The sequence below is a fragment of the Polaromonas sp. P4_F4 genome, from assembly GCF_056401355.1.
The window spans coordinates 22,232-40,240 of record NZ_JBFUJO010000032.1 but is presented as its reverse complement, the minus strand read 5'-3'; the positions used below and the strand labels follow the sequence as shown (position 1 = coordinate 40,240).

The following is an 18,009-nucleotide window of genomic DNA, read 5'->3' as shown; positions in this document are numbered from 1 at the left end:
TACGCGAGCAAGTCCTTCATGCTCTTGAAGCGGCTGTCGCTGGTTGTCAGCACGGCAAGGTCGAAAAAGCCCAGCGTCCCCACCGGTTCGAAGTCCTTCTGCGCGTCGAAGGGCAGGGACTGGAATATGCCGGCGCTGACGGCCGTGCCGTTGCTCATGAGCAGCAGCACGTGACCGTCCGGCTCCACCTTGGCCACCATCTCACCGGCCACGACACCACCGGCACCGGGCTTGTTCTCCACGATCACACTCTGGCGCAGGTTTTCGCCGAGCTTTTGCGCGATGGTGCGGGCCGTCAGGTCGGCGATGCCGCCGGGCCCAAACGGCACGACGATGCGGATCGTCTTGGAAGGGAAGGACTGCGCCAGGCTCCAGGCGGGCAGGAGCGCGCCCGCGGCGCCCGTGATGAGGGTTCGTCGTCTCATGGTGTTCATGGTGTTCATGGCCTTCATGGTGTTTAGGGCAATGCTGATTAAGTCCTTGGACTGGAAATCATCGCCTTGTAAATCAATGACTTACAAAGCGCGTTTCGAAATTTCGGGTACTTATTCAGCAAACCCCTAGGCCTCACTCTGTCTGGCGGTGAGTGCCTTGGGTTCAGTTTAGGGCGGCTATGGCGGTGGGGTGATTCCGCTGGTGGCGCAGGTGATTCCTTGCGGGCTCTGGAGTTAAGCTCTGAAGTTACATTAGGGCAATGCTGAACAAGGTCGGCGGCAAACGAGTTTGAGGCGTTTCTTGACGATGAAACAACAGACCCTGGCGATGGCGGCCGACCAATCGGGCTACGAGCAATACCGCAAGCCCACGCGGCGAGACGAATTCCTGGCGACCATGGAGGCTATCGTGCCGTGGGAGGCGCTGTGCGAAGTGATCGAGCCGCACTACCCCAAGGCCGGCAACGGACGCCCGCCCATTGGCCTTGAGCGGATGCTGCGCATTCACTTCATCCATGTATGGACCCGACGCCACCACGATGCTGAAGTTTCGCCGCCTTCTGAATGACAACAAGCTGGGCGAGGCACTGTTTGCCAAAGTGGGGCAGGAGTTGCAGGCCCGGGGTTTCAAAGTCAACACGGGCACCATCGTGGACGCCACCATCATTGGTGCGCCCAGCTCGACCAAGAACGCGGACAAAGCGCGCGATCCCGAGATGCATCAGACGGTTCTGTCGCGATAAGTATGAATGGCCGAGAAAAGGTGAACTGATGGGTGGCGATCAGATCGCCAGGGTGTAAAACTGATCGGCTGGAGACATGGCTTGGCCAACTGGGCAGTCAAGCTGCCCTTTGCGGATCATGTGCATCGTCTCAATGCCAGCGATGATGATTCGAGCACTCCAGAATGACTTGAAGCCCAGCATCGGGCGCGTAATGCGTTTGATGGCCCGGTGGTCCTGCTCAACGATGTTGTTCAAGTATTTGCATTGGCGTAGTTGGATATTGACGCAGGCGTCAGCTTTGACGCTTTCAATGGCTGCCGTGTTGGCGCCGCTTTTGTCGATGGTGATCTTCTCTGGCAAGTCGTGCAGATTGATGGCGCGCTCCAGAGCGCGACGGGCGGCTGACAAGTCGCGCTTGGCGGTGAGCAAAAAATCGACTGTGTCACCCGCGCGATCAACAGCGCGGTAAAGGTATTTCCACTGGCCGGACACCTTGATGTAGGTCTCGTCTATTCGCCAGCTTGAGCCCACTGGTGGCTTGCGTCGGCGGAAAACAGCGGCCAGCACCGGCAGCATTTTGATTGTCCAGCGATGGACAGTGGCGTGGTCAACGAAAACACCGCGCTCCTGCATCATCTCCTCTATGTGGCGCAGGCTCAACGGATAGGCCACATACCAGCGCACGCACGTCAGCATCACTTCCAGGGGATAGTGAAACCGTTTGAGGACCTTGCGCAGGGCGCTGTTGATTGAACTTTTGCGGAAATCAAGCATGGCCCGGATTGTCGGATACCCTTATCGCGACAGAACCTCCGAAAGCGCTGCGCCTTGCGCTCCTGGTAGGCGGACTCCCGCATGAAGGCCTGCACCTCCTCCAAGCCGAGAAGGCAGTACACGTCGTAGTAGTGGCGCAGGAAATTGCCGGGGAACGCCTGCGCCTCGCCCAAGCGACGGTACTTGGTGGAAATCGTCTGGAGCTTCTCGACGAAGGTATGGGTTGGCGCGTAGCAGGGTACGGCTACTGCCCGGTTGTCGAACACGTCGACGCCTCGGTCTCGGGCGAGATCCAGTGCCCATGACGAGATGGTGACAGGTCGATTTGGCGCCGTGTCATCAAACCCCAGTTCCAACAGAATGCCGTCCTTGACGCCAGCCAATGCCGATGCACGCGGCGTGTAGATCAGGCGGATGCCGGCGCTGCGCATCTTGTCGTCGTCGAACTGCGTGTCGCGCTCCACGCTGTCCATGCCTGGGATGCGGATGCGTGCCGCCAGCTCGTCGTAGTAAGCGCGGCGCGAGGCGACGTGCGCCGGCTTGTCCTGGTTGCGGCCCGTCTTCACATCCATGCCGTCGGGCGGCTCAATGCGGATGTCGATGTCCTCAGAGAAGCGGTGGATGACGCCGAAACCCTTGGACAGGGATGTACCGCCCTTCAGTTCGAAGTGGAAACCCTGGGCCTGCAGGCCCCACAGGCAATGCATGATCCAGTAGTCCTTCTCGACCAGCATGGGGTCGATTCCGCGCTCGTCGGCGACGAGCGCGAGCAGTTGATCGAAGTCCCGCCGTTCGTGCAGGAAGTCAGGCATCCATCCACTCCCGCAGGCGCTTGCGCGTGGCCACGCTGCCAAAGCTGTCGGCTGCGCGTTGCAGGCGGGTCGAATCGAACGAAGGCAGCTTGCTGCGCGCCTGGCGCAAGACCGCATCGCGGTCCTCGGCCAACTCTTCGAGATTGTTCAGCAGGTCAACATACAGAAACTCGGGTGTCAGCTTCTTCGGAAAGCGCGGCTTCATGCGGAAATCGAACTGCCGGTTGCCGAGCCGGAAGACGCCATGGCGCTTGTGGTTGTAGACCAGCGTGCGGTTGTAGAGCTGGGTGGTGCCCAGGCCCACGGCGTTGTAGGCCGAGGGGGAGAACACCAGGAAGTCCTTGTCGCGCAGGAAACCGCCCACCACTTGTTCATCGGCAGGCGGCAGTGGACCGAAACTGGACTGTTTCGGCGCGTGGTACAGCCCCTGGGCGAGCTTCCTCAGTTTCCCGGTGGCCACCAACTCGCGCAGGTGCCTGTCCACCGCCGTGGACAGGCGTGCGAGATCCTCCCGCCGATACACGCGGCCGGCTTGCAGCTCACCCGCAAGGTGCGCAACGGCGCCGCGGAGGGAATCAGTGGAAGGCGGAACGGTGGCAGACATGGCTAGTTTTTCATTGAGATTTCATGCATTTTACCGCTTTCCGCCGGCCACGTCTGCCCCCCGAAATGCACTCTACGGGTTGGCCCACTGCCGGTCCAAGTCAGTTTCCTTGACCGAACCATGTGTGATCGCCGCGACCTCCCGCATCTGGCGACGAGCGGTGCGATAGAATTTCGCGGTGCGTTCGTCGACGCCAGCTGCTCACCATGGCCCACCCGGTTCGCCGGGACGACGTGAAAACCTTCGTCAGAGCTTCCCATGTTTCGCGGAGCGCGGCAGTGAGCACCGGGTACATCCGCGGCAACATACAGGAACGCACCATGGAATTCATCTCCACCACGGCAACCGCCGCCGAAAAGCTCAAGCGTCTGGCCAAGACGCTTCGTAAAACCACCGGTACATCGCTTGCCGTCGCGCTGGATGCTGCCGCCAAGCAGCACGGCTACGAGCACTGGAAGCATGTGGCCGTCTGCCTTGAGCAGACAGCCAGCGCGAGTCGCAGCAAACCGCTTCCCGAGTCGCTGAAGGATCTTCTGGATCGGGCAGCCACGCGCAAGCCCGCGTTGCTCGAATCACAGAAGGCCTTCGCTCAAGGGTTTGTCTTCGCGATGGACGTCAAGGACGCGGATGAGCTTTCCCTGACTTCCGAGTACGCTGAATGCGACGATGGGTGGTACCTCGCGGCCAAAGATCTATGGCGGGGGCTGGTCCACTACCGTGACGACGAGACGGGCACCACGCTCTTCGAGACACAATCGCCCGAGGACTTGGCCAGTACGGCACTGGACGACCTGCAGAACTACAGGCTCTTCCGCTACTTGGGCGCGACCGCTCCCGCTTCCCTTGAGGAGGCCTGCAAGCAGACCAGCCAGCTCTCGTTCTTCCCACCCACTCACATCTGGCTTGGCGGAAAGTTCATCGACATCGGCGATTCGCGCACGGCCACCATCGGTCGTGCGTAATTCTTGCGACCGGGACTCAGCCGTACAAGGCCTTGCGAACCTTGCTCGCGTTTTGGCTACAAATTGCTCTGAAGTTCTTGCTGATTCGCGCGTCGCCGCTTGCTGCTGCCCAGAAGTGCTCCGCCGCATGGGCGGCCGTGAGCCAGGCGTCTTTCTCGGCGGGCAGGGGCAGAGGGGGCACAAACTCCTTTACCGGCAACTCCACGCCGCGCACCGGGGCGTACCCCATGGGCAGCATGTCATATACCGGGGCCGGTTGAAGCCCGGGCCTGAACGACAGGTTGCCGTCGTGCATGTCTGTGTTGGCAATGAGCTGCCCGAACAACCAAAGTCGTTGCAGGGCGGCCAGGCATTCGGTGTCGATGAGCCCTTGCCTGAGCAGGGCGGCGCCGCCCTCCGGCCAAGGCTTGCCGGCAAACCCAAACAGAGCTGCGTTCAAGGCTGACCAAGAGCAGACGGGCGAGCGCCCGAGCCTGCCATGGCGGTCAAACCGCTCCACCTCCAGGAAAGTTCGCCCGCCCGCCCGATGGATGCGGCTGACCGCGGCCTCAAGACCCAGGTGCTCGGCCACGGCGCACAGGGCCAAGTGTTCGCAGACCAGCAGGTCGGACCAGCGTACAGTTCCGGGCGCCTCATCGGAGCCCGAAAACTTGACGATGACGTGGGTAGGCTTGCCCGCCACCTCGCGAAACGCGGTGAACTTCGGGAACTCTCCTCCTGCCGAGGAACCCGCAGTCCCGTCAGTCATAGCCTCTTCGGCCTTGAGCAGGTAGGCAGGCACAACTTGGCTCGATTCCAGGGGAAGTGCGTTCTGTTGAGAATGGGCCAGCCACTGGCGCAATGCCGGCTCTCCCAGGACGTAGTTGCCTGGCGTGTCACTGCCTAACAACGCCAGCGCATGCAGCGTGTCGTCCTCCGACCAAACCTTGGGGTCCGCGCTGACTTGGAGCAAGTCGGCGTGACGTCGAGCAAAGTGCCGCCCCAAGAATCCTTGTGGGCGCATATCGTCCAGAAAGTAGGGCAGGCCTTCAAACCAGCCGTCCCGCATGTCTTCTTCCAACGGCCAGTCAAGCGACTCAAGAAAGTCAAGCGCACACCCTGCCGGATAGACCGGATACACCATCGCAACTTCGTGGGCCTGGCCGTCCTGGTCAATGCGGTAGAGCGGCAGCGCCTGCAAACTGCCGCGCAGCGCACGGCGGGCAGCGTATGCTGTCCTGCGCGCCCGCCCGCGAGCAACTACCTGCGAGCCAAGCTCACGAACTGCGCGCATGAGCGTCGCGCGACTGATGCCAAGCCGCTCAAGCAGTTGCTTGGCGGGCAGCTTGTGCCAAGTTCGTAGTGTTCGGAGCAGGTCCTCGGAAGTCGTCATGAAACGATTTACAAGTAGATTAAACGAAAATTTTTGTGAATGATAATTTCGCCAATAGTCATTGTAATTGGAAACGATTATTGAAACGATAAATTAAAACCTCAACACTTTTCATTCGAGGGCACGTCGGCATGGACTCGACCCCGAGGCGTACTTGCGCCATGTGTTGCAGCGCATCGGTGAGCATCCGGTCAACCGGGTGGCTCAATTGTTGCCATGGAATGTGGCGGCCCAAATCCAGCGACAGCCAGACAATGACAACCAGCGGCCGCCCGCCTGACCTCTCCATCGCCTTTGCCTTGAAGGGTGTCCACCTGCGGTGCACACCAGCACGCCACTAAGCCTCATGGCGCTGGACTTGTACCCGACTCGTTGGGCACCTGCTCCGGCTCTGGCGCCGGGGCAGTGGTCGGGACTTGCGTCTGCAGCAGACCCTCCTTCAAGAGCGCTTCCACGATATCGGCCTGGCGCACATCGCGTCGCCGCTTTAGCTCTGGCCTTTTCTGCGCGTTGTCAGCCATCCAGCGTTTGAAGCTCACGAACACAGCGGGGTCAATGGTTCGCATAAGCGCCATGCGCCCCGTCGCGGAGATGACCAGATGCTCAAACAGGGGCGTACTTGTCAGCACCGCAGCGCGCTCGGCTTGCACGGGCCACAAGTCCTCCTCGTCGTCCGTGAAACGAAACGGGTGGGGGTCACCCTCTGCGACCTGGCGGCGCAGGAAGTCCACCTCGAACCCCTTATCATCAATCGCTGTTTCGGCCTGCCCCTCCTTGCGCCGAAAGCTCGGTTCGGCCTTTTGCAACACCTCGAGCATCGACTTGTCGAGCTTGTCCATGGTGGTGACAAAGCTCACGCGCCGCCCGGCATCCCAAAGCAGGTCGATATCCTGCGTTGCCAGCGCTCCCTGCACGATGCGAACGCCAGCAGCCGTCTCATAGGCGTACAGAGCGTGGGTACCAACCACCCTGAGATGTTCACCCAGACCCGCACCCTCAAGAGCCTGCAATACAGCAACAACCTTGGACGGCACACGACCCGCCTTCAGCGCCTTGTTCAATCGCTCGGCCTCTTTCAGGGCGCCTTGCAGTGACTTCAGTCGCGCCTCTATCTCGGTCTTGCGCTCGGTGAAATCCTTGAAAATCGCCTCCGTCTTGGCTGAGCGTGGGTCGATGCGCTTTTGACGGTTGTCGGGCAGGGTTTTGACGAGGTACTCATATTCCCCCTGCCGCTTCCAGTACATGCCGCCGACGTAGGCCCGCGCCGCCCTCTCAACGCGGCGCCACTCCTCGAAGATGGTGGAGGCGTCGATGACTTGTCGGGCTGCGTTGTCTGAAAGCGGTAGATAGTCCATTGGCCGTATAAATATTATTTTTGTATTTTGTACGGCCAATTCAATAAAATCAACAAGTTATATGAATTTTTACACCATCGATACGTCACCAACGACGTAAGTGGGGCCCCACACAGACGCTCATCGCAACGCCCAGCGTGACCATACCGAAGCACATCCACTACGCGATCGAAGGCGCACGCCTCGATGCCGCGGGCAAGATCGCCATTTAGGAAGAGGTCCTCAGCGTATTCAACAATCTGAGAGGGCTCGGTGCCGCTCGCGCCCTGGCACACCTGTACGTTGGCTGTCGAGAGACGTAGCTCGTCCCGAATATCGTTCAGGTATTGCGGCTCTGTCTTCTCCCCTTCACAGACGATAAGGATCCGCTCGTACGGCTGGCGGACTGCGGCGCGACGTCTAAGGTTGCGAGCCGCTTGCCGATGCTTCGGTTGGTTGTCCTTACCCATGCCGAGCCCGCGTTCCGTACGGGCTCAGGCCGCAGTCGAAGGGCCAGACTTAGGGCTGGGGCGGGACGCCTTGGCCGGCATGCGCTGCAGGAAGTTTGGGAATTTCTTGAAGAACGGCACCGCGCCATAACGGCCAGTCAGATATCCTTCGCTTCGTATAGATCGAGGACTAGCCTCCTAGTCCTCGAGCCATACGAAGGATGGAGTCGGCAGGAGGTCGCGCGCGTGTCCGCACCCGGCCAGCTCATTGCCCCACCCGGTGGAAATTTTTTGCATGGTCTGCTCGAGGTAATGAAGGGCCTCGGCTTTCTCGTAGCCGAAGTTGTCGCAGTTCTTCAGCAGGTTCACGGTGGTCGCGGCGGAGTCCCCCTCGCGGGTAATGGCCATCGCAAGTGTTCCTGAAAACGTGATGTAGGGGGCGATGTCAAAGGCGTCAGCCAGGCCCCAGCGCCCGTCCCGGTAAACCAGGCCGTGGTTGCGGGGGTGGTCGTCACCGTTTCCGCAGAGAGCATTGAAGGCCATGCGCCGCCACAGCTCGCGTTGCATTTCTCGGGTATCCACGTCCCCCAGGCCGCACCAGCGCTGGATTTCGTGCGAAAACCCCACGTAGGAGCGCTGCCGCTCGCCGCGTGTCTGAGTGTCCAGGCGCAGGACGGTATGCGCGCTAGCATAGAGACTGCGGAACACGTTGCCCATCGCGTCCCTGTGCCGGTCAAAGCGCCTGACGAGCAGAATTTCGCGCTCACCTTGCTGCACAAACTCCACCTCGGCGGCCGTGATGCCGCATTGGGCGGCCAGACGCATTGCAACGAATTCTCGCAGCGGGGCATGTGGCGGGTCGCCGCGGTCCTGGAGCTTGGCAATCCACAGTTGCCCTTTGTGCAACACCGTTAGTTTGGGGCGCTCCCCGCCCAGGCTGGTGCCGTGCATCCCCTTCACCTCCCGCGCAGCCTGGCTGCTGGCGCGCTCGGGCGGCAGTTTCGCGATGGCGGCCAGCAACTGCTCTGACGTAGGCGCGCTAAACGCCAGCTTGGACTCAATGTCATCGCAAACTTCAATAGCACCCACGGAGTCGCCTTCCGAAAGCTCCAGGCGTTGCATGGGGTCGGCCAAGGTGGTGCCACGCAACTGCTCAAGCAGCGCCAGGCCGAAGCCCTCAGGGCTCGCGTCGCGGATAACGCCAAATAGTCCCCCTTGACGGGTCTCCTTGGCGCCGCGAACGCGCCGAGTGAACGGCAAGCTGAATGGGTCAAGTGACAGCGCGTCTTCACGTGCCCGGTAGGATCCGTCGTAGTGAAAAGTCCCCACGCCTCCCTGCAGGGAGAATGTGCCGCAATGCACTGGTTGCGCCTGGCCGGGTAGCCACACCCAAACCGGCTTTTCTGTGTCGCTCATCGCGTGCCTCCGCCGCGCACGCGGTGGGGAAGCTGGGCCTCCAGCAGTGCGACGTCCCCGGCTTCTCGTCCGAGGAGGCCAACCTGGTCCGCAAAGCCGCTCAAGAGGTCAAGGGCCCACAAAACTTGGAGCCAGTACCCGAGCTGGACACTGGACGTCCCTTTCTCCATAGCCAACAGGGTGTTGGTGCTGATTCCGGCCTTTGCCGCCAAATCAGGCTGAGTCAGGCCGCGCGCTTTCCGGGCTACACGAACGCGGCCGGCGAGCGCGCGCAACACATCCTCCGCTTCAAACGGAAGTCGACTGGCGGAAGAAGAAACTCTCATATGCTGTGACTTAACCTAGATAAATCGCAAGTTATTGTGATTATAGACACTCCCCTAAAGCTTGTAAATCAGAAGTGACCTCGGGCGGGGTTATGCGCAACCAGCGGGTTGGGTGAGCGCAAACTCAAAGACCTGAGAACCGATGAACACCAGCGCTTCCGGCCGACTCGAATCAACCGGTACTGGATACGGTGCACCGGGGAAATGCGGCCGTCAAAGGGGAACCTCGATCAGCCTGCCATGGTCTTCGCTTCGACTACACACGGCATCACGCCAACAGAGCCTCCAGAGCAGCGGCCTGCTTTTCAAAGTCCGCTGGCCGACGCTGGCTGAAGGTCTGCAAGTTGCCCACTTTCCAGCGCAATGCCGGTAACTCGGAGGCATGCGAACATTGGAGCAAAGTCCAGTCAGGCTGTGCACGGGCCAGACCCATCAGGAACTGCTTGTGCTGTCCCGTCAGCCGTCGCGGAAGTTCCTCGCGCAGCCTGGTACGGGTTTCCAGCAGGACGTCAAGACTGACTGGCTCGGTGGTCATGCCCACGAAATTCTGGTGGTATTCATGGGCGATGTCTTTTTCGTTGCCGAACAGCACTTCGTGGGTGGGCCGGTTATGCCCAGCCAAGTAGGTCACAAAGCATTCCACAGCCGCGTCCGACAAGCCGCCAGACTCGAACATCTTCAACACGCCGAAAAAGTCGCGCGGATGCTGGCGGTCCATGGCCGCGACCAGTTTGCTCCCATACAGCTCCGCAGGTGCCAGGACTGGCAGTTCCAGCGCCACGCTGAACAGGCCGGCTGTCTTCGGCTCAAAGGATGGCGCTCGACCGGAAGCACCGTGCCACGAAAAACCACGTTGACTTCAACCTTGACCTGGGCCTCGGCGTTTTCGATCAGTAGTTTGGTGTCGCCGAGATCCCTGGAGTTGACCTTGCGTGTGGCGAGACCCAATCGGCCCAGCCGGTCGGCAATGGCGTCAAGCTCATCGCTAATGGCTTTCAAGGCCTGCTCGCGCGGAGTTCGCCACGGCGTGTAGACGACGTCGATATCGACCGAGAGTCGCGGCATGTCCTGCACGAACAGGTTGATGGCGGTACCGCCCTTCATGGCGAAGATGTCGTTGGCAAACACATCGGGTGCTGCGGTCAGCAGCAGGCGGACCGTATCGGCGTAGGCTTTATCCATGAGGTTTGAGACTCAGCAGGTTGCCATCTTTCATGCGAGTGATCCATCGTTTGTCGCTGCCGACGGGCAGCGTGTACTGCTTTTGCAGGGCTTCCACATCGACAACGCCAGTTTCGCGTGCCCAGGTCTGGAACAGGCGGACGGCTTTGACGCTGGTACAGGACTGCAGTAGCTCGCCCAGAACATCTTTGCGCAGGTTGCGTAGACCATCGAACAGGTTACGCGCCTCCTCCAGCCCCTGATGCGTACCGACTTCGTAAAGCAGTTCAAGGACGGCTCGCTCGGGGACTGATACGCGCAAGCCATCAGTCACGCCCGGCGGCGTAGTCAAACTTTTGCTGGCAAGCGTGCCATCCAGCAAGTTGAACAGCCTGGCCGACACGTAACGCGATGGGAATCGGGAAGTGAACCACACCGGCAGCACAAAGCGCACGTCACCCCACAGCACCACCGCCTCGCGCGTCGCGAGGTTGTGGCGCACGCCCTGAAGCGTCAGTGCGCTCCTGCCTGCCACATGGAGGCCAACGACGCGGGCTTGCAGGAACTTGATCGCGCCATGCGCGCTCAAGGTGTCACCGGCAAACGCATAAACGCCTTGGCCCAACCGGTCCAGCCAGCCGCTTTCAGCGTAATGGGCTGCCAGTTGGGCAGACACACCGATACGCTCCAGAGCGGCCAGATCGAACGGCATCCCGCGCGGCAGACTGGTCTGGAGCTTCTTGATTAGAGCGTGTCGTGGAGTTCTATCCATGTACTAAAATTAGCACGCATTCTAATCAACCTCAAGAGCGGCGATTGAATTTCAATGGATTTTTAATGCCTTGTTATATTTTTGACGCATTATTCAATCAAATTACCACGCCCGAGCACAGCGCATCTCCTAACTTTAAAGGAGACCCAGCGCTAGCACATTCACCAGAAATGCCGTGTTCAACGGATGTTGAAAAGCCCACTTAGAGTGAAAAGCGAAGCTGACGGCCTTCAATCAATTGAACGCGGCATGAGAGCGGCTTGATGGAACGCCCAAAACAATGGGTAGCTTGTTTTGCGGAAACTTGGAATCGAACCACAGACTTCGGATCGCAGCCGTAAGTCATTGATTTCCCTAGACCATTTGAGTAATCCCCGCATCGTCTAAAACTGGGGCGGAATCCAAAAACCAATGCTCAGCCGTACCAGTGCTCGCTCTCCGTCACGTCGCAATCCTTGGGGTACACGTTGGGGTACACCAAACTGACCAGCGGCTGAAGGGGCAAAACTGGCTTCGAACCACTGCCCACTTGACCAACCTGCGTACATTATGTCACCCCCAATTGCGCTGCTTCACGCTGCAATGAGATCGATGCTTTTCAAATCGATGGCCCCCTTGGTGGCGTCGGCGTGATTTTGACCCACCTGCCGAGATTTCATTGACCCAGCCGAGCGTCTATCAAATCGTTTTCGTAGACGGATTCGCCAAGAGTTGAGGTGGGTCAGCCCAAAGTCGGCACCTGGGTAAAAAACGCGTCGGCGGCAACAATCGGGAAAATGAAGGTGGATTGCCCAGTGCCGCCACTCCTCTACGAAGCTGAAAATCTACAAATCTTCTACGTTGTTTGTCGAGAAAGAGYGATCACCAGTTCGGGCAGTCCATGGATAGGGACAGGTTGTCTAGCTGACCAGGGGCAGCCTACGGTTTGCTAGTCGCCCGCCAGCTTGGCCGCAAGCGGCAGATGACCGACAGCAAGATCGAGTCAGCCAAGAAACTGCTGGCCAATGGCGTTCCCCCTTGGGACGTGCCAAGAACCTGGGCGTGTCAGTGCCCACGCTATACCGATGGATTCCAGCGTCCGCGACACCTTAGCATATGGTTTTTCCCCTCTTCTGAAGCGGCCCCCCTCACTACGAGGACTTTTGCGCGCCTGAGGCCGTCCAGCCGATTCCATTGCTGTTGGCTTCGTGTGAGGGGCACTCGACCGCGCGGGGCAATTCGTCTACCAGGTAATCCAGGAAGGCTCGCACCGAGGGCAGCCAACCCTGCCGAGCGGGCAGTACGGCCGTCAGACGCGAGTCGGCTGCGCGCCAATGCGGCAACACCCGGACCAGCCTTCCCGTTGCCTCTTCCTCTCGGCACACGTAGCCGGGAAGCACAACCACGCCCAGGCCGGCACAGGCAGCCTGCTTCAATGCAACCATGTCGTTGCTCACGAAGCGGGCGGTAATTGGCACTATGGCAGCGGGTTCATCCTCGAATCGAAGAGACCAGCTTTTCGTCGTTCCCCGGCCGAGCGCGATGGCACTGTGGGTCACAAGATCATCGGGGTGGTGCGGAACACCTTTGTCATCGAGATACGTCGCAGAGGCGAACAGATACCAGGGAACCGCTGCCAGCCTACGCTGCACGAGTGACGAATCAGGCAGAGGGCCGGCGTGTGCGCGAATGGCCAGGTCGTACCCTTCTCCAACAATGTCCGTCATGACGTCGGAGGCGTGCTGCTCGATACTGACCTTCGGATACATACGCATGAAGGCGGGAAGGATTTCCCGCAACGCAAACTGCGCAACCGTCACGGACGACGTGATGCGGATCGTCCCACTCGGTTCGCTCTGCCGCTGGCGGCCGACATTCTCCGCGGCCTCGGCAGCCCGAAGCAAGGATTGCGCATGGCGGTAGAACTCGCCGCCCACGTTCGTCAATCCAAGTTTTCGGGAGCTCCGATTGAGCAACTGGACCCCGAGATCCGTCTCGAGCTGTTGAACACGCAGGCTCAATGTCGACTTTGACGCGCGCAGCACCCGCGCGGCAGCGGTAAATCCGCCATGGTCCACCACCTGCACGAAATAGAAGACATCTGTCAGGCTCAACATCCCGGTATTGTCCCATTTTCTAAAACGATGCGTCAGACATTCTCCGGCTTCTCGAACGATGAGTGAATCTATACAGTTCAGTTTTCAACTTTATGGAGTCGCAGATGTCGAGGTCTTTCTCTAAAAGGGCAGTTGTTCAATTGGCCGTCAGTGCACTGCTCATGGCACTTGGAACCGGTGCCATGGCGGCCGATGCCAAGGCGGTACAAGCTGGCCCAACTCCCAGTGCTGGCATGGTCCAGCATGTGCCGCAACAACTGAACATGCTGTCGCGCCAAAACACGGTGCTGCTTCTGGTCGATCAACAGACTGGCTTGTACACCGGCGTACGCGACATCCCGTTGGCGGAGCTCAAGCACAACGTTGTTGCACTTGCCAAGGCCGCCAATGCGATGGGCGTCCCGGTCATACTGACGGCCACCATGCCTGATGGCCTGTGGGGCCCGATCATCCCCGAACTGACTGCGGCCCTGCCCGGGGTGCCGGTCATCACCCGTACGGTGATCAATGCTTGGGACGACCCGAAGGTGCGGGCCGCCATCGAAAAGACCGGCCGCAAGCAGATCCTGGTTGCCGGCGTCTCGCTGGAGGTCTGCGCAGCGTTCCCCGCCATGTCCGCTAAGGCGGCCGGCTACGACGCGCGCGTGGTACTCGATGCCTCCGGAACATTCAACGAAGCCAAGCGGGTGAGTGGCCTGCAGCGGCTCACCCTCGCGGGGGTGCCGGTGACGGACTACGCCACCGCAGGGGTCGAACTGCTGAGGGACAACGCGGACCCGAAAGCCCATGACGTTTACAACGCGCTGGACATTCCCTTCGCGACGCTGGTCTGGCAGTTGAAGAACACCCCTCAATCCAAGAACCAGTGAGGACAGCCATGGGCATCCGGTTTTCAAAAGTGGCGACTGCGACGGCGCAACCGGTAGGCGCCGGATGCACCATCGCTCAGTTCCGGTTCGACGCGTTCGGGGGCGCGGCGATGTCACCCTTCGTAATGGTGGATCACTTTCATATGTGGCAGCCCACTTTCGACGTCCACCCCCACGCGGGGTTTTCTGCGGTCACGCTCGTTTTCGAGGACACGAAGGGTTCCATGGTGAGCCGCGACTCGATTGGCAACAATGCGACGTTCGGTGCAGGTGACCTGCATTGGACGATGGCGGGTCGCGGGATCCTGCACACTCAGCTTCCGGAAGAATCGGCACACATTCATGCGCTGCAGATTTTCGTGAATCTGCCGGCATCCCTGAAGCATTTGCCGCCGGATTCGTTCCACATCGGCCGCGACCGGATGCCCATCGTCGAAACAGAGGAGGGTACGCATGTGCGCGTCGTTGCTGGAGATTTCCAAGGTCGGTCCTCCCCAACCCGGGCGCCCCGTCCCATCCTGATGCTCGATGTTCAGCTTGAAAAGCCTGGCGCGTCCGTCGAAGTGCCTTTGCCGGGCGAATGGAATGCATGGGTGCATGTGGTCCAGGGGAGCGTTGTCGTGGACGGCAGTACCGAACTGCAGCCCGATCAGGCCATCTGTGCCAGTGCCGACGGCATTGGCGGCATCGTCGGTCTGCGCACTGGCGAAGGGGCACACTGCGTCGTGCTGGCAGCCGAGCGGATCGATGAGCCCGTCATTTCTCGCGGGCCGTTTGTCTTCGAAAGCGAGGCGTCGCTCGATGAGGCAGTGCGCGACTTTCGCGCAGGCAAGTTTGGATCGGTGGCGTCCCCGTCTGCTTTGAAGCATGCCTAGCCTGGTGCTGGCAGTCACACCAAATCCACCCCGATGCCCTGCTCATAGCAGGGCATCGGGGTCCCTAACCCCTAACCAAATGGAGTGCAAATCATGACTACGAACAAAATTGCCGTTGTTACTGGCGGCTCACGCGGAATCGGCGCAGCGATTGCCAAGAAACTCGCTGCGCAAGGCACGGCCGTTGCCATTGTGTACCGCGGCAATCGCGCGCAGGCGGATTCGGTCGTGGGCCGAGGTAATCGAGCGTATCTATATGCAACAGTCATCGGCCTAGCGGGTATTACGTTGGCGCAGCCAAAATCTACGCAATGCCAAGACAGCTAGTGCGGAACAACACTGCATTATTCATATAGTGCCTAGCACTTCGCTCAAGGCCTGCAATCTGCTCGCGCGTCAGAGGACGTATCGCCTTGGCCGGGCTCCCTACCACTAGCCAACCATCGGGAAATTCTTTTCCCTCAGTCACAAGTGAGCCGGCACCGATCAAACAGTTCTTTCCGATCATTGCTCCGTTGAGAATAACAGCGTTAATTCCGACCAAACTTCCGTCACCAATGCTGCAACCGTGCAATGTCACTCCATGTCCGATGGTGACAAAATTTCCAATGTGAAGCGGTTGCCCTTTATCGACATGAAGAACGCTTCGATCTTGGATGTTGGCCCCTTTTCCGACGTGAATTTTGTCAGAGTCGCCTCTCAGGATGGCGTCGAACCACACGCTCGCATCGTTTTGAAGTTCGACGTTTCCAATCACTGTCGCGCTTTTTTCGACCCACGCAGACTCGCTGATTTGAGGTGCGACACCGTTTAAGGAATAGATAGCCATTTGCCCGTCACATTGAGATTGCTAACGCTATTGACGAATGCGACCACTGCTGGTGACGATGGATAGCTCCACAAATTTCGAACCAGTGTGAGAGCCCGGTTTAAAGCCAATTGCATAGCCCCCAAGATCGAATGCCGCGAGCGCATCCAATGTTGCCATCATTGTTTGCCTGGAAACTTTGGAGCCTTGGCGACGAACGGCTTCAACGATCACTTTCCCCGCAATGTATCCTTCCATCATTGCGTAACTGACGGGCAAGTCTTTGTCTGCTGACGCAGCTACAGCATCTGCAAATTCTTTGCTGAGGCTGCTTGAGTTTTTGTAAGGGCTAGGCGTAACCTGCGCTATTGCCACGCCTTGAAGCTGCTCTTCTGTAAGCTGGCGATTCAGCTGTTCAATATCGACGCCCGAATGTGAGAAGATTTTTGCAGCACCATCTGCTGTCCTGTATTGCTCAATAAATCCTGCTGCAGCAGCGCTCGAAGTGACTAGTAAGATGGCCTGCGGAGGGCGTTTCAAGAACAACTCTACAGCGGAAGTCACCCGAGCTGTACCTGGAGAATATGATGCACGGACCGCGAATGCCACACCGGTTTTTTTTGCCAACTCGTCAGCAACTGCCACTAAGCGCGTAGCACCTGCGCCTTCTTCATAAAAGATACCGAGATCTCGGATACCTATCGTGGAGAGATGCTGCGTAATCCGGGCTATCTCCTCTGATATACCCGCCCGCACGCTAAAGAATTGAGGGTCATCAATCTGCAGTTCAGCGGTGCGGTAGCCCACCAGCGCTATCTTCTCTCTCTCCAGCAATCCAGAACCCGACAGCAATGCCAGGTTCTTGCTACCAAAAAATCCGGCCAAAATAATCGGCTTTTCATCCTCGATCAGCTTCCGAGTGACAGACACGGTGTCCTCAGCACGTCCGCCGTCATCGCGGCGAACCAAGCGAAAAGTATTTGTGGCGCCGCGGATCCTGTTTGCCGCATCAAACACCAGATTCATTCCGGCGGCATAGGCTTTAGCTTGTGGCGCTTGAAGCCCAACGATGGGCCCCACCTGACCTACCACCAGCTCCGCCGCATGCGCTACATTGGCCAAAGACAGCGCGACAAGGAAGAAAGTTGCCGTAACCCTCTTATTCAACGTAAAAATGAGGTTTGGCTTTCGGAGGCCTTGTTTCGGCACACTTGAAGTCATGACAGCTTATTCCGGTTTTGCGCCGGACTGCTTCACGATCTTGGACCAACGCACAATCTCCGAACGAATAAATCTATCAAAATATTGTGGTGTGCTCGAGAGTTCTTCCATCCCAAGGCTTTCAAGTTTGGTTTGTACGGCCGAGGTCTTGAATGCGGCTGTTGATTCACTGTTCAGCCTCTTCACAATGTCAGTTGGAGTTCCCGCTGGTGCAGCCAAGCCAAACCAAGCTGAAACGTCGTAGCCAGGCAATCCCTGAGAAGCGAGCGGAGGTGCCAAGTCTTGCCATGCCGGCGCGGATTTATTAGCTGTTACCCCGATCGCCTTCAGTTTTCCAGCTTTAACTTGCTGCAGTGCAACGGGGATGCTTGCGAAGCTCATAACCACCTGACCGCTCAGCATTGCATTCAAGCTTTCCGGCGCGCTCTTAAAGGGAATGTGCGTCAACTTGATTCCTGCCTCCGCCGCCATGATTTCCGCAGCGAGGTGTTGAGAGGTTCCGGTACCGCCAGAGGAATATGTCAAGCCATCTGGCGTTTTCTTTGCCAAAGCTATGAGCTCCTGCAGATTGTTTACAGGCAAGGACGGCGACACGACCAAAACATTCGGATTGCTTGCAAGCAAACCGATGGGCGCAAAGTCCTTGACGGGGTCAAAAGGCAGCTTCACATACAGCGAAGGGTTAATTCCATGTGTGCTCACTGTCGCCATGAGAAGTGTGTATCCGTCGGGCTTGGCCTTGGCCACAACGTCGGCAGCAATATTTCCCCCTGCGCCCGGCTTGTTCTCGACGATGAAAGGTTGTCCCAGCCTCTTGCCCAACTCGTCCGCAGCAATACGCGCCAACAAGTCGGCTGAAGACCCGGCGCCAGCAGTAACAAGTATTTTGACGGGGCGAGTCGGATATGGCTGAGCCAGCGCGGGAAGCGAGAAAGCGGCAGAAATGGAAAGAAGTAGCGTTGTAAACAGTTTCATAAAGGTCTTTCAAATACACGAAGG

Annotated in this window: 17 protein-coding genes and 5 pseudogenes; 7 read left to right on the top strand and 15 right to left on the bottom strand. The window is 58.9% G+C overall.

What is annotated here, in order from left to right; genetic code table 11:
* Positions 1 to 425, bottom strand: a 425-nt coding sequence (locus AC1DUR_RS23400; RefSeq protein ID WP_477722244.1) for a Bug family tripartite tricarboxylate transporter substrate binding protein, incomplete at its 3' end; no start/stop codon positions are given.
* A 316-nt stretch (positions 426 to 741) separates the two neighbouring features.
* On the opposite strand from AC1DUR_RS23400, the pseudogene AC1DUR_RS23395 reads away from it, so the two are divergent.
* Positions 742 to 1,162 (top strand): annotated as a pseudogene (locus AC1DUR_RS23395) (transposase); the annotation flags it as partial.
* A gap of 54 nt (positions 1,163 to 1,216) precedes the next feature.
* Here the strand turns inward: AC1DUR_RS23395 and AC1DUR_RS23390 are convergent.
* From AC1DUR_RS23390 to AC1DUR_RS23380, 3 genes are read right to left on the bottom strand one after another with little or no spacing between them, the layout of a single operon-like run.
* Positions 1,217 to 1,933 carry an IS6 family transposase gene (locus AC1DUR_RS23390; protein ID WP_477722243.1) on the bottom strand — a complete coding sequence of 239 codons (717 nt, stop codon included), beginning with the start codon at positions 1,931 to 1,933 and terminating at the stop codon, positions 1,217 to 1,219.
* On the bottom strand, positions 1,855 to 2,745 hold the full coding sequence (locus tag AC1DUR_RS23385; RefSeq protein ID WP_477722242.1) for a nucleotidyl transferase AbiEii/AbiGii toxin family protein: 891 nt from the start codon (positions 2,743 to 2,745) through the stop codon (positions 1,855 to 1,857). The genes AC1DUR_RS23390 and AC1DUR_RS23385 overlap by 79 nt, the downstream gene beginning before the upstream one ends.
* Complete coding sequence (locus AC1DUR_RS23380; protein ID WP_477722241.1) at positions 2,738 to 3,349, bottom strand: hypothetical protein; 612 nt, start codon at positions 3,347 to 3,349, stop codon at positions 2,738 to 2,740. The genes AC1DUR_RS23385 and AC1DUR_RS23380 overlap by 8 nt, the downstream gene beginning before the upstream one ends.
* A 320-nt stretch (positions 3,350 to 3,669) precedes the next feature.
* Here AC1DUR_RS23380 and AC1DUR_RS23375 point away from each other — a divergent pair, with 320 nt between their 5' ends.
* Positions 3,670 to 4,311 (top strand): hypothetical protein, encoded by a 642-nt coding sequence (locus AC1DUR_RS23375; RefSeq protein WP_477722240.1) that lies wholly within the window; start codon positions 3,670 to 3,672, stop codon positions 4,309 to 4,311.
* 16 nt (positions 4,312 to 4,327) lie between these two features.
* Here the strand turns inward: AC1DUR_RS23375 and yjjJ are convergent, their stop codons facing one another.
* Positions 4,328 to 5,683, bottom strand: coding sequence for a type II toxin-antitoxin system HipA family toxin YjjJ (gene yjjJ, locus AC1DUR_RS23370; protein WP_477722239.1), 1,356 nt, complete (start codon positions 5,681 to 5,683; stop codon positions 4,328 to 4,330).
* Positions 5,684 to 5,807: 124 nt separating this feature from the next.
* Here yjjJ and AC1DUR_RS23365 point away from each other — a divergent pair.
* Positions 5,808 to 5,963, top strand: a pseudogene (locus tag AC1DUR_RS23365) (transposase domain-containing protein); the annotation flags it as partial.
* Between the two features lie 64 nt (positions 5,964 to 6,027).
* On the opposite strand, the gene AC1DUR_RS23360 reads toward AC1DUR_RS23365, so the two are convergent.
* The 6 genes and pseudogenes from AC1DUR_RS23360 to AC1DUR_RS23335 form a co-directional block, all read right to left on the bottom strand.
* Complete coding sequence (locus AC1DUR_RS23360; protein ID WP_477722238.1) at positions 6,028 to 7,077, bottom strand: GSU2403 family nucleotidyltransferase fold protein; 1,050 nt, start codon at positions 7,075 to 7,077, stop codon at positions 6,028 to 6,030.
* Positions 7,053 to 7,487 (bottom strand): RloB family protein, encoded by a 435-nt coding sequence (locus AC1DUR_RS23355; RefSeq protein ID WP_011482509.1) that lies wholly within the window; start codon positions 7,485 to 7,487, stop codon positions 7,053 to 7,055. The genes AC1DUR_RS23360 and AC1DUR_RS23355 overlap by 25 nt, the downstream gene beginning before the upstream one ends.
* Before the next feature lie 177 nt (positions 7,488 to 7,664).
* Positions 7,665 to 8,882 carry a type II toxin-antitoxin system HipA family toxin gene (locus AC1DUR_RS23350; protein ID WP_477722237.1) on the bottom strand — a complete coding sequence of 406 codons (1,218 nt, stop codon included), beginning with the start codon at positions 8,880 to 8,882 and terminating at the stop codon, positions 7,665 to 7,667.
* Positions 8,879 to 9,208, bottom strand: coding sequence for a helix-turn-helix domain-containing protein (locus AC1DUR_RS23345; RefSeq protein WP_477722236.1), 330 nt, complete (start codon positions 9,206 to 9,208; stop codon positions 8,879 to 8,881). The genes AC1DUR_RS23350 and AC1DUR_RS23345 overlap by 4 nt, the downstream gene beginning before the upstream one ends.
* Positions 9,209 to 9,476: 268 nt before the next feature.
* Positions 9,477 to 10,390: pseudogene (locus AC1DUR_RS23340) on the bottom strand (nucleotidyl transferase AbiEii/AbiGii toxin family protein).
* Positions 10,383 to 11,141, bottom strand: a complete 759-nt coding sequence (locus AC1DUR_RS23335) for a type IV toxin-antitoxin system AbiEi family antitoxin domain-containing protein (RefSeq protein WP_477722235.1) — start codon at positions 11,139 to 11,141, stop codon at positions 10,383 to 10,385. Before AC1DUR_RS23335 ends, AC1DUR_RS23340 begins: the two are co-directional and overlap by 8 nt.
* Before the next feature lie 922 nt (positions 11,142 to 12,063).
* On the opposite strand from AC1DUR_RS23335, the pseudogene AC1DUR_RS23330 reads away from it, so the two are divergent.
* Positions 12,064 to 12,233: pseudogene (locus AC1DUR_RS23330) on the top strand (helix-turn-helix domain-containing protein); the annotation flags it as partial.
* A gap of 38 nt (positions 12,234 to 12,271) precedes the next feature.
* Here AC1DUR_RS23330 and AC1DUR_RS23325 read toward each other — a convergent pair.
* The gene (locus AC1DUR_RS23325; protein WP_477722234.1) at positions 12,272 to 13,237 is read right to left on the bottom strand and encodes a LysR substrate-binding domain-containing protein; all 966 of its coding nucleotides are present in this window, start codon (positions 13,235 to 13,237) and stop codon (positions 12,272 to 12,274) included.
* A 161-nt stretch (positions 13,238 to 13,398) separates the two neighbouring features.
* On the opposite strand from AC1DUR_RS23325, the gene AC1DUR_RS23320 reads away from it, so the two are divergent.
* From AC1DUR_RS23320 to AC1DUR_RS23310, 3 genes and pseudogenes are all read left to right on the top strand, one after another.
* Complete coding sequence (locus AC1DUR_RS23320; RefSeq protein WP_477722233.1) at positions 13,399 to 14,106, top strand: isochorismatase family protein; 708 nt, start codon at positions 13,399 to 13,401, stop codon at positions 14,104 to 14,106.
* 8 nt (positions 14,107 to 14,114) lie between these two features.
* Positions 14,115 to 14,981: a pirin family protein gene (locus AC1DUR_RS23315; protein ID WP_477722232.1), complete on the top strand. Its 867-nt coding sequence runs from the start codon at positions 14,115 to 14,117 to the stop codon at positions 14,979 to 14,981.
* A gap of 93 nt (positions 14,982 to 15,074) precedes the next feature.
* Positions 15,075 to 15,212: pseudogene (locus tag AC1DUR_RS23310) on the top strand (SDR family NAD(P)-dependent oxidoreductase); the annotation flags it as partial.
* A gap of 73 nt (positions 15,213 to 15,285) precedes the next feature.
* Here AC1DUR_RS23310 and AC1DUR_RS23305 read toward each other — a convergent pair.
* From AC1DUR_RS23305 to AC1DUR_RS23295, 3 genes are read right to left on the bottom strand one after another with little or no spacing between them, the layout of a single operon-like run.
* The gene (locus tag AC1DUR_RS23305) at positions 15,286 to 15,810 is read right to left on the bottom strand and encodes a gamma carbonic anhydrase family protein (protein WP_477722231.1); all 525 of its coding nucleotides are present in this window, start codon (positions 15,808 to 15,810) and stop codon (positions 15,286 to 15,288) included.
* Between the two features lie 27 nt (positions 15,811 to 15,837).
* Complete coding sequence (locus tag AC1DUR_RS23300) at positions 15,838 to 17,010, bottom strand: ABC transporter substrate-binding protein (protein ID WP_477722230.1); 1,173 nt, start codon at positions 17,008 to 17,010, stop codon at positions 15,838 to 15,840.
* 6 nt (positions 17,011 to 17,016) lie between these two features.
* A complete protein-coding gene (locus tag AC1DUR_RS23295; RefSeq protein WP_477722229.1) occupies positions 17,017 to 17,985 on the bottom strand; it encodes a Bug family tripartite tricarboxylate transporter substrate binding protein in 969 nt (322 codons plus the stop codon).
* Positions 17,986 to 18,009: the final 24 nt, after the last annotated feature.

Bases quoted from the DNA above. Each gene is read 5' to 3' on its own strand.
- AC1DUR_RS23295 (WP_477722229.1), bottom strand. From the start codon at position 17,985: ATGAAACTGTTTACAACGCTACTTCTTTCCATTTCTGCCGCTTTCTCG.
- AC1DUR_RS23390 (WP_477722243.1), bottom strand. From the start codon at position 1,933: ATGCTTGATTTCCGCAAAAGTTCAATCAACAGCGCCCTGCGCAAGGTC.
- AC1DUR_RS23350 (WP_477722237.1), bottom strand. From the start codon at position 8,882: ATGAGCGACACAGAAAAGCCGGTTTGGGTGTGGCTACCCGGCCAGGCG.
- AC1DUR_RS23300 (WP_477722230.1), bottom strand. From the start codon at position 17,010: ATGACTTCAAGTGTGCCGAAACAAGGCCTCCGAAAGCCAAACCTCATT.
- AC1DUR_RS23380 (WP_477722241.1), bottom strand. From the start codon at position 3,349: ATGTCTGCCACCGTTCCGCCTTCCACTGATTCCCTCCGCGGCGCCGTT.
- AC1DUR_RS23315 (WP_477722232.1), top strand. From the start codon at position 14,115: ATGGGCATCCGGTTTTCAAAAGTGGCGACTGCGACGGCGCAACCGGTA.
- AC1DUR_RS23345 (WP_477722236.1), bottom strand. From the start codon at position 9,208: ATGAGAGTTTCTTCTTCCGCCAGTCGACTTCCGTTTGAAGCGGAGGAT.
- AC1DUR_RS23375 (WP_477722240.1), top strand. From the start codon at position 3,670: ATGGAATTCATCTCCACCACGGCAACCGCCGCCGAAAAGCTCAAGCGT.
- AC1DUR_RS23335 (WP_477722235.1), bottom strand. From the start codon at position 11,141: ATGGATAGAACTCCACGACACGCTCTAATCAAGAAGCTCCAGACCAGT.
- AC1DUR_RS23305 (WP_477722231.1), bottom strand. From the start codon at position 15,810: ATGGCTATCTATTCCTTAAACGGTGTCGCACCTCAAATCAGCGAGTCT.
- AC1DUR_RS23385 (WP_477722242.1), bottom strand. From the start codon at position 2,745: ATGCCTGACTTCCTGCACGAACGGCGGGACTTCGATCAACTGCTCGCG.
- AC1DUR_RS23355 (WP_011482509.1), bottom strand. From the start codon at position 7,487: ATGGGTAAGGACAACCAACCGAAGCATCGGCAAGCGGCTCGCAACCTT.
- yjjJ (WP_477722239.1), bottom strand. From the start codon at position 5,683: ATGACGACTTCCGAGGACCTGCTCCGAACACTACGAACTTGGCACAAG.
- AC1DUR_RS23320 (WP_477722233.1), top strand. From the start codon at position 13,399: ATGGCACTTGGAACCGGTGCCATGGCGGCCGATGCCAAGGCGGTACAA.
- AC1DUR_RS23325 (WP_477722234.1), bottom strand. From the start codon at position 13,237: ATGTTGAGCCTGACAGATGTCTTCTATTTCGTGCAGGTGGTGGACCAT.